This is a genomic window from Nocardia sp. NPDC058640 (genome assembly GCF_042716995.1).
Lineage (GTDB): Bacteria > Actinomycetota > Actinomycetes > Mycobacteriales > Mycobacteriaceae > Nocardia.
In genome coordinates this window covers 1-14638 of the sequence record NZ_JBHXRG010000005.1, presented here as the reverse complement: position 1 = coordinate 14638, position 14638 = coordinate 1, and the positions used below count along the sequence as shown (strand labels likewise).

At 64.7% G+C, this 14638-nt stretch carries 11 protein-coding genes; 3 read left to right on the top strand and 8 right to left on the bottom strand.

From position 1 onward, the window contains the following. Window positions 1-2: 2 nt before the first annotated feature. From ACFWU5_RS09320 to ACFWU5_RS09290, 7 genes are all read right to left on the bottom strand, one after another. Window positions 3-5390 (bottom strand): putative T7SS-secreted protein, encoded by a 5388-nt coding sequence (locus ACFWU5_RS09320; protein ID WP_379266725.1) that lies wholly within the window; start codon window positions 5388-5390, stop codon window positions 3-5. 143 nt (window positions 5391-5533) lie between these two features. Continuing rightward, window positions 5534-6157: a hypothetical protein gene (locus ACFWU5_RS09315; protein WP_379266724.1), complete on the bottom strand. Its 624-nt coding sequence runs from the start codon at window positions 6155-6157 to the stop codon at window positions 5534-5536. Next, window positions 6157-6558, bottom strand: coding sequence for a hypothetical protein (locus tag ACFWU5_RS09310; protein ID WP_379266723.1), 402 nt, complete (start codon window positions 6556-6558; stop codon window positions 6157-6159). The genes ACFWU5_RS09315 and ACFWU5_RS09310 overlap by 1 nt, the downstream gene beginning before the upstream one ends. Before the next feature lie 140 nt (window positions 6559-6698). Next, window positions 6699-8045: a lipase family protein gene (locus ACFWU5_RS09305; protein ID WP_379266722.1), complete on the bottom strand. Its 1347-nt coding sequence runs from the start codon at window positions 8043-8045 to the stop codon at window positions 6699-6701. 207 nt (window positions 8046-8252) lie between these two features. Next, the gene (locus ACFWU5_RS09300) at window positions 8253-9641 is read right to left on the bottom strand and encodes a serine hydrolase domain-containing protein (RefSeq protein ID WP_379266721.1); all 1389 of its coding nucleotides are present in this window, start codon (window positions 9639-9641) and stop codon (window positions 8253-8255) included. 129 nt (window positions 9642-9770) lie between these two features. Then, window positions 9771-10910 (bottom strand): DUF6745 domain-containing protein, encoded by a 1140-nt coding sequence (locus ACFWU5_RS09295; RefSeq protein WP_379266720.1) that lies wholly within the window; start codon window positions 10908-10910, stop codon window positions 9771-9773. Further along, the gene (locus tag ACFWU5_RS09290) at window positions 10910-11317 is read right to left on the bottom strand and encodes a hypothetical protein (protein WP_379266719.1); all 408 of its coding nucleotides are present in this window, start codon (window positions 11315-11317) and stop codon (window positions 10910-10912) included. Before ACFWU5_RS09290 ends, ACFWU5_RS09295 begins: the two co-directional genes overlap by 1 nt. A 138-nt stretch (window positions 11318-11455) precedes the next feature. On the opposite strand from ACFWU5_RS09290, the gene ACFWU5_RS09285 reads away from it, so the two are divergent. Next, complete coding sequence (locus tag ACFWU5_RS09285) at window positions 11456-12013, top strand: hypothetical protein (RefSeq protein ID WP_379266718.1); 558 nt, start codon at window positions 11456-11458, stop codon at window positions 12011-12013. Beyond that, complete coding sequence (locus ACFWU5_RS09280; RefSeq protein WP_379266717.1) at window positions 12010-12513, top strand: hypothetical protein; 504 nt, start codon at window positions 12010-12012, stop codon at window positions 12511-12513. Before ACFWU5_RS09285 ends, ACFWU5_RS09280 begins: the two co-directional genes overlap by 4 nt. A gap of 87 nt (window positions 12514-12600) precedes the next feature. Here ACFWU5_RS09280 and ACFWU5_RS09275 read toward each other — a convergent pair whose 3' ends face one another. Next, a complete protein-coding gene (locus ACFWU5_RS09275) occupies window positions 12601-13140 on the bottom strand; it encodes a hypothetical protein (RefSeq protein ID WP_379266716.1) in 540 nt (179 codons plus the stop codon). A gap of 87 nt (window positions 13141-13227) precedes the next feature. On the opposite strand from ACFWU5_RS09275, the gene ACFWU5_RS09270 reads away from it, so the two are divergent. Next, window positions 13228-14484 carry a tyrosine-type recombinase/integrase gene (locus tag ACFWU5_RS09270; protein ID WP_379266714.1) on the top strand — a complete coding sequence of 419 codons (1257 nt, stop codon included), beginning with the start codon at window positions 13228-13230 and terminating at the stop codon, window positions 14482-14484. Window positions 14485-14638: the final 154 nt, after the last annotated feature.

Sequence of the window (14638 nt, the reverse complement as noted above, 5' to 3'; positions counted from 1 at the left end):
CGCTACTCGTAGAAGAAGTGGTGGTCTCCGCGGGGCTTGTTCATCTTGTCATATCGCTCCAATGGGTCTGCGTTGCGAGTGATATCCCACCCGAAGTTGACGTAGTTCCGATCTGGGTCACCTTTTGGCCGTCCCGCGTGGAAATGTGGCCCCTTCGGGTCGCCCGTATGTTCAACAACAACCCTTGAACCCATTCCATCAACCTCGAACTGACGGAAAGTTCCCCAATGCGTCGGATCATTTGAGTACTGGTAACCGGGCACCCCATTGAGAGACCTATCCCCGGTCACCGACCACTGAAAATCGGGCGTCGTGCCATATGGCACGCCTGCGAGTTCGTATGCTGCGCGTTCGGCTGAGTCTCGATCGGGAAATGGATTGGCATGGTCGCCTTGAGCGACATAGTCGGGCTCTAGGCCGAGCGGGTCCGACCAGGCTGTCGGATTGCGCGGGTATGCATGTGGGTTCGGAGAGGGAGTCAGGCCCAGCGGGTCGGATGTCAGGTAACGACCCGTGTCTGGGTCATACGCGCGGTAGTAGTTGTGATGTAACCCTGTCTCAGCATCTTCGTACTGACCTGGATAGCGCAGTTGTGTGCCTTGGCCGCCCACCCAAGTGGTGCGGCCCCATATTTGGTGGGTTGCGCCTGCAACCGGGACCGCCGTTGCCGGATCTACCATTTCGATCGGAATTCCGGACAAGTCGACAACAATGGCCAGAACGGTCGATCCCGCATTGCTTTGCGCAGCCTGAGTTATCGGAACGTAAGTTCCCGGGAGGTAATTCCACTGCAATGATTCGAAATCATCTATCTGCCCAATCAAATTTGAAGCATCGTAAATAAACTCCGTCCGCCCAATTTCAGTACCATTTTTGTTGTCAATTAGCTGCTTACTGGTGCGACGCCCCATTGAATCGAAGCTGTACTTCCACCATCGACCGTCAGCCGTGTACACGTCGGTGAGTTGATCGAAGGCGTTGTAGCGGTAGTGCCAGACATCCGGTTTGCGGGAGATTCGCGTGGTGACCTTGCGGATAAGACGACCCGCTGGGTCGTAGTAGTAGTGGTTACGACCGTCGCGAACAAGGAGATTGTTGTGGTATTCGCGACCCTCCAATGATTCGGGAGGGGACGGTGTCTGCCGAGGCTCCTCAGCGCGGGCGGGGAGGCTGGCGGTGATGTTGGAGAGGGAGTCGTATTCGTAGGCTTCGGCGATCTGGTCGTTGCGGGTGATGGTGTTGACGCGACCGATGGGGTCGAGGTTGTAGGTGGCGCGGGAGGGCCCGGCTTCAGGTCGAGTGGTCGTGTGGGCGGTGAGATAACCGTCGGGGCGGTAGGTGTAGTCGTCGCGTCGGACCATGAACGGCGAGGGGCGGGCGGTTGGGGTATCGCCGAAGTCGAGGGAGAAGGTGGCGGCAGGAAAGCCCGTGACTTCCTGGGTCGCGATACTCCCGCCCGAGGTGAAAGCGCGATCAAACTGGACTTCGTCGATGCGCCAACTGGTTAGCCGCCCAGCGCGGTCATGGTTGAACGAGATGTCGGTGTCGCCGACGTCCATCGCCGTAACGTGGCCGAGCACGTTGTGACGCCAGGTGGTGACCGACCCATCCGGGGTCGTCCGTCGGATTCGTCGACTGCGGTGATCGTAGTCGTTGACCATCGGCGGTTGGTCGTCAAGCTTTTGGGTCGCGACACGTCCCGTTGGGGTGTAGGTGAATTCCAGGGCGTGAGTGAGGGTTTCATCGATGCCGTTGATTGCAGTGAGGACGCGACCGGCAGGGTCGTGGGTGTAGGCCAGGTATTCGCCGGAGTCGGCGGTGACCGCGGTGAGGTTGCCGAGGATGTCGTAGCGGTGATGGCGGGTGATCCCGGTCGCGGGGGTGACGGTGGAAATGCGGCCGGTGACAGTGTGGGTGTAAGTGGTGGTGGCGCCGGTGTAATCAGTTTCCGAGATCAATCGGCCAACGAGGTCGTAGTCGTATGACCAGCGTTGACCGAGCGGGTTGATTACCGCGGTCAGGCGCCGTTCGGTGTCATACAGGTATCGGGTTGTTGATCCGTCGGGTTCGGTCCTGCCCGCGACCTTGTCGAAACTGCCGTAGGAGCAGGTTGTGACGCCACCGTTTCGGTTGGTGTGGGTGAGGAGGTTGTTTTCCCCGTCGTAGGTCCACGATTCAGCGAGGCCGTCGGGGTCGACTCGGCGAGCGGGTCGACCTTCGGCGGTCCACTCGTAGCAGGTGGTGTGTCCGAGCGGGTCGGTGACCTCGGCAGGGCGACCGAAGGGGTCCCGACGGATTGTGGTGGTCGCACCGTGGGGGTCGGTCACTGCGACGGGGAGGCCTGCGGGGTCGACTTCGACGTGGGTTACGGCACCGTCAGGATCACGGACTTCGGTGACCGCACCGCAGGCGCCGTGAGTGTATTCGGTTCGCGCGCCTGCTGGGTCGGTGACCGCGACGAGGTTTCCTGCCTTGTCCCATTCCCGAATCGCGGTTGTGCCATCAGGATTGGTGATGGTGGTGGGCCGGTTGCTGTAGGCGTATTCGATGCGGATGTCGCTGCCGTCGGGGCGCGTGATCATCGCGACGTCACCGTCTTCGGTGTAAACGTAGCGGGTGACCGCGCCGTCGGGTTCGGTGACGGCAAGGGGTTTGCGTGCGCTGTTGTAGTCGATGTGGCGGTGGCCGCCGTCGGCGTTGCGGAAGTCGCGCAGGCGGAGGTCGTTGTCGAAGCCGTAACCGGTGACTCCGCCCCGGGAATTGGTGAGTCGGGTGAGGCGGCCGGTGCCGTTGCCGAGTTCGAGGTATTCGAAGTCGGCGTTCATCACTCCGTCGAGGCCGCGTTGGGCGATAACGCGACCGGATTCGTCGTAGGTGTTGGCAACCCAACTCCCGTTGGAATCGGTCCACGACAGCATGCGGTGGTGCTCGTCGTAGGCGAAGCGGGTGGTGCCGCCGACGCCGTTGACCACGGTGGTCAGCTCGCCGTGCTCGTAGCCGAATTCACGGACGCGGGTGAGAGTTTCGAAGCCGTTCGCCTCGCCCGCGACCGAGATCGCGGTCACGCGACCGTTGGCCGAGTCGAGCACGACACGGTAGCCACCGGAGTGGGTGACCTCGGTCGGGTCGCCGTTGGCGTTGTAGTGGAACCTGATTCGGTTGTGATGTCGGTCGGTGATCGCGGAGATCGCGTAGTTGCCCAGCCGGGTGTCCAGGCCGTCGAGGACCGGTTCGGGGGCGAAGTGCCACACCAGTTCTCGGTCGGGGTCCCAGAGGCGGTAGCCACCGGCTTCAGTACGCGTCAGCTTCCACCGTTGACCGCCAGCGATCGGCTCGACTCCTACGCCGACTTCGGCGTGGGGGTAGGCCAACAGCATGCCGTCTTCAAAAACGACGGTCACGCAGTCAGCTTCGACGACGACACGCATGTCGAGGGTGGCCGACCAAGAGGGCCCGAACCAGCGACCGAATCGATAGTTCGAGTGGTGGGCCCGCTTCAGAGCCAGACGCAGGATGCCCGGCAGGTCGAGATCGGTGAGTGGTAGCAGGAATTCCCCGGTCGCGAGATTGACCGGGTCGCCGCCCTCCGCGGTTTGGTCCCGGGTGGAATCGGTTTTCGGTGGATCCTGCTGCGCAGTGTCGCCGACGCTGTCCTGACCGTTCGCACCGCTGTCGGCTTGGGCGCGGGGTTCGGGTGCGTTGTTCTGATCGGGGGTGGTTGGGTCGCCGTCGTGGGCGCCTGGACTGGTTCCGTCTCCGTCAGGGTTGCCACTGTTGTCAGGGTCGGGTGTCGGCTTCCCGGGTTCCGGGTCGGCCGGTCCGTTGTCACCGTCAGGACTGGCGCTGTTGTCCGCGTCGGGTGCCGGTTTCCCGGGTTCCGAGTCCGACGGTCCGTTGTCGCCGTCTTGGTGGGTCGGCGTGCCGTCATGGCGGTCAGAGGTGGAATTGTCGCCGTCCGGTGACGGCGAGGACGGTGAGTCCTGGCTCGGGCTGCCACCATCGGTCTCGGGGGCAGGCTTGACTGGCGCATCGGTACCGCTCGGCGACGGCGCGTTTTCCGGCGACTCCGGTGAACTGTTGGTCGGGGCCGCGGAATCGTTGTCCGGATTTCGTGGGGTCTCAGGAGCAGATTCAGGATTCGGATTAGGAGAATCCGACGGAGTACCGGCCGGGTTGGTCGGCGCAGCGTCTCCGCCTTGCCCGCTGGGGCTGGCTGCTGGCGCATCGGGTGCGGTAGCAGCTGGACTGGGTGCAGGTGAATCGCCGGCGGTTTCTGCAGGATTCGTGCCCGGCGACGATGGGCTGTCCGGCATGCTCGCTGGCTGAGTGGGCGAGGTCGGGGCGCTGGGTGCCTCGGGCGCATTTCTGCCCGTGGCACCGGCAGCATTGTCGAGCACGTTGCGCCCGGTATTGCCCGCCCCGATGACATCATCGACCCGATTCACCACCGTGGCAGTAGCTTTCGCCGCACCACCGGCACCGCCGGTAGCCACCGTGGTCAACAGATCACCGGTCAGCGCACCCAACGCCTCGGATGGATTAGCTTTGAACCCCGCCAACATCGCCGACGCTGTCGCTTTCGGATCGGCTGCCGCGAGCACCATCCCGGTGCCCATGTCCGACATCTTCGACAGATACTCCGCCGGGTGGGTCAGGTTGTAGATATCGACCGGGTTGATCGCCCGCACGAACTGCACCAAACCGGTCAACGAGGTCAACAACCCGGACGTGAAGTTGAGCCTCGCGTGCTCCATCGCCGCGCCCAGATCCTCGAAATTGCTGCCCCACCTCGACAGGAACGGCGGTTCGGTCGGCGCGGTCTCAGTCGCGGCGGTGATCGCGGCTACCGCGGCGTTGGCAGCGTTATCTCGTTGGGTCCGAGCACCATTGAGGATCGCACGCGCTTCGTTGCGGATGTCGGTCCAGGTATCGGTGAGGTTTTTACCCTTACGCTGATCGTCGGTTTGCGCGTTCCACGCGTTCTTGCGGTCACGCTCCTCGGTATCGGCGGCCTGCCATTTCGCGATCGCGTCCGACGCCTTGGCTTGGGCCGCGGTGACCTCGTGATACCAGGCATCCAACGCGCGTTTGGCCTTGCCCATCGCGTCGGCACCGTCCCACCACAGCTTCGGCTGCTTGGCGAACTCCTCATGAAACGCCGACGACGCGTCACCGGACCAGTCCGCGACATCGATCTTGCGCAACGCGTCGCCGGTCTGGTCGATCGCGGTCCCGATCTTGCCCACATGCTCACTGACCTCGGAGATCTTGGCCGGTTCGCCTCGGATCAGCTCTTTCGGATCAGTGGTCTCGCCGAGCTGCTTTTCCGGCACCGCCCCACCGGTAGCATCGACGACCTTGTCGCCCAGATCATCGAGCCAGTTCGACAACCGTCCGCGCCAACAGCTTTCGCTACCTTGGCCTCAGCATCGAGAACTGTGTTGTAAGCCTGACCGACCTTCTCGGTCGCGGTTTCCAGCCCGTCTTCGATCTTGTCGCCGACACTGTTGATGAAATCGCCGATACCCACGAACTATTTCCCCCCACGCGCCGCTTGTTGTGCTTGCTGAATCTCCGCGGCCTTGGCCGCGGCCCCCGTGTCGGCCAGGAACATGTCACCCAGCCCGCTCTGCTTGGGCACATCATCGGAGACCAGGTACTGCCCGACCTGGCCCAACATCGACACGTTGTCGTCCATATGCAAGAACGCGTTAGTGAACGATTCCGCGGTGTAGTCGGGTTGCCGAGACGTGTTGAAGTTGCTGTTGTCCCAGACCTGACCCCAGTCCATCTTCTCGATATCGGCTTTGCCCAGGTGCGGGTTGCCCGCCAGATGGGTGAACATCTGCTTGAACGTGTTCGAGAACTGCTCATCCATCTCGTGATAGCGGCCCGCCGACAAATCCAGGATCTTGGCGATCTCGTTGCCCGACTGCACCAGCGCCCGCACGCCCCACGACCAGCGTTCGGCGAACGTTTCGAAACAGGTTTGGACGTTGCCTTTTCCGGCTTCCATGGCCGACATCGTCAACTGCGCGAACCCGCGCCCTACCGCACCGGTCTCGCCCACACCCAGCTCCGACAGCTCGCTGATGATGGTGTTGATCCCGGTCGCGGCTTGCGTCAGCAAAGCCGGATCGACGTTCAGATCCGCCATCAGCCGCGCCCGCCATCAGTCGGCGGTTCTTCCGACACCTCGGGTGGGAAGGTCATCGGCGCCGCGCCGAGCATGTCCACAGCGACACCGGTGGGCTCGGGCAGATCTGCGGCGTACTCGCGCAATCGCCGGCCAAGAAATGTATGGAACCGGTAGGTCTGATCGGCCACGACACCGCGCGCGGTCATGAACTGCGCGTACTCCTGCACACCAGTGAACGCGCACAACCACGCCAATCCCCCGGTCTGCACCGTGAACACCCGGTCCTCCGGGCCTGTCAACGGCACCAACAGCGCCGAGGACTCGAACGCCGACAACAGCTCGCCCGGCACCCCGAACCCGGCGTAGAACGCCGCGATCTCCGACTTCAGCCGTGCGGAATCGACATCAACCTCGAACATGCCCGTTGACACCCTCCCCCTCGGACACCATTGCGTAGCCACCGTAACGAACCGGCGACGGCGATCCAAAGCTGAGAATGAAATGTCACATAGTCCTCATGAAAACGGGTCGTCGCCGAGGCATCCGCGGCTCCTGAGTATCAGGCCGCCTTCTCCACCGGGTGACGTCCGCGCGAAGCGATCGGCGCGCCGATCAGCGGCCGCCCGGTCACTACCGCCAGCGCGGTGCCGACAACACCGATCAATCCGCGCCGACTCGACGCCGAGATGCTCGAGGACAGCACGGTTCGCGTGCTCGGCGCAGCCAAGGGCTGGCCGGCGAAGCGGTCGGACAGCCAGGACAGGCTCGCGGGGGTCGACAGTGGGAGCAACGTGAAGTGGTCGCTCAAGCGGTCGCGAATGTAGGTGACGTGGGTGCCCGCGTTTCGGTATCGGTCGACCTGCTCGTCCACACTGCCGCAATGGATCACCTGATCGTTGACCGGCTGCATCACCAGCAGCGGGCAGGTCGGGGCGGACAGTCCCAACCGCAGGTCGGCGAGCACCGCGCGAACTTTCGGTTCGGCGAGAATCTCGTCGAGCGGGCGGCGTAGATGGTCGTCGAAACGCTGCCCGGACATGCGAAGCACCGCGACGATCGGCGGGAGTTTTTCGACGGCTGCCAGCAGCGCCTCCCCCTCGGGCAAGATGTCGGCGTCGATGGCAGCGGCGAGGTCTGGGTAGAGCCGACGCAGGGCGGCCACGACCATCAGCGGAAAGCCGGAGAATCGGCTGCCGTGCAGGCGAAGGAACACCTCACCGGGATCGCCCACCGGTGCGCCGAGCACCGCACCGACCAGGTTCAGCTCGGGCGCGTAACTCGGCGCCATCTCGGCGGCCCACGCGCTGGCCATCCCCCCACCCGAGTACCCCCACAGCGCGATCGGCGTGTGCGGACGCAGCCCGAGCGGCGCGAACGACAGCGTGGCCCTTGCACCGTCCAAGCTGCGATAGCCCGGCTCCCGTGGTGCGCCGAAACTACCCTTCATACCACCGTGATCGGCGATGCTGACCGCCCAGCCGCGACGCAGCGCATTCGCGATCAGGGGCCATTCGAGGCGAGTGATCGAACCCGGCGCCCGCGTGTGGTGGCGCAACACGTAGGACGGTGCGCAACGCTCGGTCACCGAGTCGATCGCGGACTGGAACAGCAACAGCGGGCGGTCCTGGTTCGGGACGGCACCGGCGGGGAGCACGACGGTTGTGATCGCGATCTCCGCCCGGCCGAACAGGTCGTTGCTGCGGTAGGCCAACTGCCAGGCTTGGACACGTTGCCGCACTGATCCGAACAGTGACAGTTCGACACGCCTGCTCCGGATCAGCGAACCCGGCGCGTAGGCGGCGATATCGGCGGGGCAGCGCGTGAAGGGGTCGAGCGAGAGCAGTTGCGGGACATCGCGATTCGGTCCGGCAATTCTCGGCGCTCGCGAATGATCAGTTTCTGACACGATTCCACGGGTCTTCCTGGGTTCGATACGAGCTGTGCGATATCGGAGCCCAGGTCCACAGACCTCATCTCACAAACGGCCGAAGGCGACCTTGCCCACTTCGAACCCTAGACAGCTGCCATCCGCTTCGCGGGAAGCGGAGCACGAATTGTGTTATCTCACAGCTTGATTGACGGGATGATGTCTCGCGATGCAACAGGTGGTGCTTCACCGAGGTTCGGGCGTCGCCGGGAATTGGCGGCCGATCTCGGCCGCTCGGAGGAACAGGTCGGTGGGCAGCGGGCTGCCATGGCACATCGCGGCAGCGCAGGCGGTCTCGGCATAGGCGCCGGTGCCGAGGAGGATTGCGAGCACGGTGTTCTGGTCGAGCAGCAGTGCGCGTTCTTCGGGGGTGGCGCCGACGCGGTGGATCGGGTCGGGTGGGATGTTCGGATCGTCGAGCGGTTCGGGTTGGTCGTTGATCGCGGCGACGATTCGGTAGAACAGCATCCGGTTGTCGGGATTGCTTGTGCTGGTGAGGAATCCGGTGATGTTGTTCGGATCGAACGTCGACGGCACACCCATGCGCACGATGACCAGGTCGCGGCTCGGGATGACGATCGCGAACTGACCGAGCGCGCCGGCGAACGCGACGGTGTCGTGCGGGAGTCCGGGAAAGAGGCGGTGGTCGTAGTGGGCGGGCATCGGGACATTGGTGCCGCGGTAGGTGTCGCCGGCGTTGAGCCACCATAGGAAGCCGTAGCCGCCGTTGGCTTCGGTCGGGGTACTCGCCTGCCGCAGGTAATCGGCGTCGATCAACCGGCGCCCCTGCCAAACCCCTTGCTGCAGTATCAGTCTGGCGATTCGGGCCAGGTCGGCCGGGCGCATGGACAGGCCGCCCGCGACCGCGGTGGTCGCGTCGCGGTCGCGCAGCCAGGTCCAGTGGTCGCGCGGGATGCCGATCGGATCCATCAATTCTCGCTGGACGAAGTCCTGGTAGTCCTGCCCTGTGGTGATCTCGATGATCCTGGGCAGCGGGCTCAGAACCGCTTGGGCGTACTGGAATGTCGTGCCCGGTGCGAAGTCGACCGGGGAGTCGAGCGTTCGCGGCACCGTGCTGGTGCCGATCGTCGCGATATCGGCAGGCCAGGAGAAATGCAGGCCGCTGGTCTGGGTGAGCACTTGACGCACGGTGATCCGCGCGTGCTCGGCGTCGGCCTCGGGAAAGAAACGGCCGATCGGGTCGTCGACGCCGAAGTACCCCAGCGTCACCGCCCGGCCCACGGCCACGGCGGTCACGCCCTTGCTCGCACTGAACAGGGGCATCGGCAGATCGCCCGTGGGCGAGTGGTCCGCGACCAGACAACCGTGCCGATAGACCTGGATCGCATGGGCTTTGGCGCCGATACCGAAGTCGATCGCCGCGGCGACGGCGGCGTCATCCATGCCGACCTCGGCAGGCGCGCGGCGTTCGGGCGCGGCGCCGGGTGCGGGCTCAGCGCACTGGGCTTCCGCTGCCGCAGGCGCAGCCAGGACCAGCGCCGAACTCAACACCAACCCAGCAGCCAGCACAACCGTGTTCACACGGGCTGACATGCGCCACCGACTGTTCACCATGGTGGTGAGCCTAGATTCCCCGAACCACCCGAACTCGGCCGCCGAACCAACTTTTGTTTCGGTTCACATACCGCCGAGAATCCGCCGCTCCCGGACTGGCGGGCCGGATGACAACGTACAGCTGGTGGACTACCGCCTGATTTCCAGTTGCCTGTAGTCCTCGACAGGGACGTCGTAGAGCGAGGCGGCCGCCGCGACCGGGTCGTCGTGATGCGCGGGAACGACGAGGCCGAAGCGCCGACGAGTACCGTCGCGATCGGTACTACCGTTGACGCACAACAGGATTCGCACCGCCACGGTGAACGTATCGTCCAACTCGTCCGGCAACTCGTACAAGCGCAAGGTGTACGGCGGATTGCCGGGATCGGGGACCTCCGGCCCCACGGGCGACATCCCGGATTCCTCGATGAACGCGTGCCAGCCCATCCGCTCGATCGCGCACCGCCGAACCTCCACGTTGTATTCCCGCAGGATGCGCTCGACGTCCCAGTCGGCGGTGATCGCGTACTCCGGGACAAGGGTGCCGTGCCACGCCCACACCGTGAATCCATCCGGATAGGCGACGGCGGGCCCGGTCGCGTTGTGCAGACGTCCGGCGTCGTCGCGGCTGATCACGGTGGGCCGCTCGGTCAGGATCAACCCGCCGTCCATGGGCCACCACCAGCCGGCGTTGCGAACCACCCGCACCACATCGTCGAACAAGCCACCCAGATCGATACCCAGCCGTTCGACCGCGTCGTAGAAGGCGAGCGAATCGCCCAGCTGGGGTCCGAGGTCGCCGTCCCACCAATACACGACCGATTCTCCCGGCATCTGCTCGCCGACAGCCGAACCGACCTGCTGCCAGACGGGACCGTCGAGGCCACCGGCGACGGCCGCCCGGATTTCCGCCAGCACCTGCTCGGTGGCCTGCTCGCCGATCAGCGCTCGAGCCCGCGCTTCGAGCTGAGTCCACACCTGCTGTCGGGCATGGCGCCGGGTCACGGCGCGGATGCTCGCCCATGCTCTCGGACCCGCCTGGTCCCAGATCCGGTCGCGGAAACCGGCCAAGCGGATCGCCTGGTCCTGGCCGATCGCCCCGGCCAGCGGCGATTCCAGCCACACGATCACCTTCGGCGGTTCCATGCCAGCCGCCCGGTAGGCCGCAATCGCGCCGTGTTCCGCGGCTTCACGGTCGGCAGGCTCGGTGCACAACCCCACCTCGATCCAATCGTCGCGCACCGAGGCGAGCAGCGCCCGCTGCGCGGCCGTCAACGAGTCCAGGCGCATCAGTCGACTACCGTCCGCCACACGCCGGCGAACTCACGCTGCCGCCGCACCTCATAGGTGCCCGGCAGCACCTCCAACGCGCCGTGCTCTTGATGGATCAACACCGCAGTCGACCCGTCGAAGACAGTGAGCACACCCAGCAGCACATCATCGGCGCCCGTGGGGCGATGAGCTTCCCAGGCGCAGGGTCCGCAGGGGTGCAGGGTGTGCGCGTGGCCGGAGAGCTCCGAGCGCACCACGGCCACCGCTTCCCGCATCGGCGCGACGGCCACGGGTCCCTCCACCCGCAGCACCAAGACGTCCCCCTGTGCCGCGGCCCGCGAAACGCGAGGCACCTCCGCGGCGGGGTCGAGATGGTCGTGCACGCGAACCCCGGTGGCTGCGACGGCATCCGAAAGCGTCGTCATGAGTTGCCCTCCACCCTCGACACAGATTCACGATTCCGTCGAATTTCGATCTTCACACCACAAGCCTTGCGCGTCAATCTGTTTGAGAATCGAATATCGAGGCATATCCGGAACACGAGGCTCATCGAAGGAGAACTTGTGAATTCCGAAATATTGATCATTGTCATCGTCATCGCGGTCGTGCTCGCCGGTGCGGCCGTGCTGGTTCCACCGTTGCTGCGCCGAAAGCGTCTGCGCGACCGATTCGGGCCCGAATACGATCGGACGCTCGAGCACACCGAGGGTCGCCGCGCCGCCGAACGTGAACTGTTGCAACGCGAGCGCAGGCACGATTCGCTCGAGCTGCGCGAACTGACTCCCGAACGCAAGAACGAGTTCACCAGGGACTGGGCGAGCGTGCAGGAGCGCTTCGTCGACGAGCCCGCCGATGCCGTGCGCGAGGCCGACCGGCTCGTGACGACCGTCATGGCCGAACGCGGTTACCCCACAGAAGGTTTCGACCAGCAGGTCGCCGACCTGTCGGTCGAACACGCCGCGACCCTGGGCCACTACCGCGACGCGCACACCATCGCCGTCGCGCAGGCGAACGGCCAGGCGAGCACCGAGGACCTGCGCACTGCCATCGTGCATTACCGCGCGCTGTTCCTCGAACTGACCAACGGCCATACCGCGCAGACGAAGGACACCGTGTCATGAGCACCGAATACGACCGAACCACCAACGACGCACGCACCGATGACAAGCACCACCGTCACCAGGTGATCGACATCGACGGCATCGATCTGCCGAAGACATCCGGCACCGTGCACGACGGCGAGCTCGCGGCGACCCACGGCGCAGGCGAGACCGGCCTCGTCGACACGACCGGTACCGAGCGTGAACCGGTTGTCGCGCAACATGATCCGGCCTCCACCACGGACGAAGACATCGTCCCGCTGGTCGACGAACAGTCTCTCAACCGGCTGCGCGGACGTTGGCGCGATCTGCAGGGCGAGTTCGTCGACGATCCCCGTCACGCCGTCGCCAACGCCGACCACCTGGTCACCGAACTGATCCAGGAGCTCACCAGCACCTACGCCGAACGGCAGAAGATCATCGCGAACCGGTGGTCGGAGAGTCCGGATACCGAGTCGATGCGGCGCGCGCTGCGTAGCTACCGCGCGTTCTTCAACCAGCTGCTGTCCCCCATCGGCTGATTTCGGTCGAAGCCCGTAGAGCGCGCTCGGCCCGCGCTCTACGGGCTTGTGTTCGGATGCGACCGAGTCCGCGATCGTCGCCCAACATCAGTAGATGGCACTCCAGTACTCGTTCACCGCCCATGTCACCGCACGGAATTCGGGGTGCTTCGGATCGTCGGTGACGGTGATCGTCGCGCGCGCCAGATCGATCTTCATGCCATCGGCTACGAACTGCTGGCTGTTGGCAGTGAAAGTGAAGAAGGTGCCTTCCAAGGGGTCCGGGCGCAGCGACGGCGCCACCGCCCGCATGATCCGGGTGGCGCTGCGGTCCTCGCAGACGACGAATCGCTGATCGCCGCCCACTTGGTTGCCCTTGAACGTGGTCACCGGGCGCCCGGTGGTCTGGCTGACCAGCAGTACCAGCCGTTCGGTGTCTTTACATCGGGCGAACGAGTTGCGGTAGCCATGCGCGTCGGTGCCGTCGGGCAATGTGCCATCGGTCTGCTTGGGCCCGGCCGTCGTGGTGGTGGGCGGTGTGGACGGACGTAGCGAGGTCGCGGCGGTGTTCTCGCCGGAACACGCCACCATCGAACAGATCAACGCAACCCCCGCCACCGCCCGAAACCCTTGCGGTGCTGAAATCATCCACGGAGATTAACAATTCGGACAAAACTGACGTCATGGGGCTCCGAGGAACAACCCGTTTTCTCACCGAACACTCTAGGAGCCATCATGCCCGGACGACCTCCACGTCCGATCGGAACCTTCAGCACCCCGTCGAAGCCACGCCGGCAACCCAACGGCACCTGGCGCACCACCGTCCGCTACTACGGAGCATGGCGGATCACCCAGATCGGACGCTGCGGCGCCACCCCGAGCGAGGCCGCCAACAGACTCGCCGAGGCGATGCGGGACTTCCGCGACATCTCCGCCGACGCGCCGGTCACCCGCACCACCACCTTGATGGAGCTGGCGCGCCAACTGCTCACTGCGATGAGAAGGGACCCCGATATCGGGCCCGGTCTGGTCGAGGACTATCGACGCGAGATCGAGGTCTCCCACGACAGACGCGCCAAGCCGGATACCGTCAAGATCGAGAACACCATCGGCCGCCTGCAAATCTGGCAGGCCACGACCGGCGTCCTCGACCGCCACCTCAAAGAAATCGTCTCTCACGGGCACCGCCGAAAAGCCAAGCAGCACAAGCTCGTTCTGCGAGCGATGATGCAGATCGCGGTGCGCGACGATGTTCTGCCCATCAATCCCATCAGCGGCGTCGACAAATTCCGGCGCACGCGCCCACCCGCGCGCGGGAAAGTCGTCGACATGGACGCGCTGCCGGCATTTCGCAGTCAGGTCAGCGCCTGGGCCGACGGTGACGAGATCCCCGGCACCCCCGGCTACGTCTGCGGTCCTGCCCGTGACCGGACCATGACATGGGTCGTCGACGTCATCACCGGCACCGGGATCCGCCCTCAGGAAGTGTTCGCGCTGCTGATCGAAGAGATCAACCTCGAAGCCCAGACACCTTTCCTCGACGTCACGGGGACGCTCGTTTTCGAGCCCGGAGTCGGCTGGATCCGCAAGCCCACCCCGAAAAGCGAGAACGGGTGGCGACGAATTCTGTTGCCCGAGCACACCACCGAAGCGATCGCCGAAGCTCTCCGAGATCTCACAGTCAACCGAAGACCCAACCCCAAAGGGGTGCTGTTCCCCGCCCGCAACGGATCCTTCCGCAGCCCCGACAACTTCGGCCGGATCTGGCGCGCCGCCAGAGGCGACAACTTCGCCTGGGTCACGCTCCGCACCTTCCGCCGAGGCGTGGCCACTGCGGTCGACTCTGCCACCGGTGACCCTGAACGCGCCGCCCGACAACTGGGCAACACGGTTGCCGTCGCCAAAACCCACTACATCGACCGACCCGAGACCGCACCCGACAACCGCGACATCCTCGAACACTGGGCACGCGGCGCACCGGAGAACCCCTGAATCCGACGGTCACGCGGGGTCCCTGCAGTTCTTGTTGGGTTTTTGTGAGATTCGGCTGATGTCAATGGCCATGTAGGTCTCCCCGCTCGCGGTCACGAAACATGACACATTCGCGGACACTAAAACTCCCCAGCGAGTGGGGAATTCCATTGAC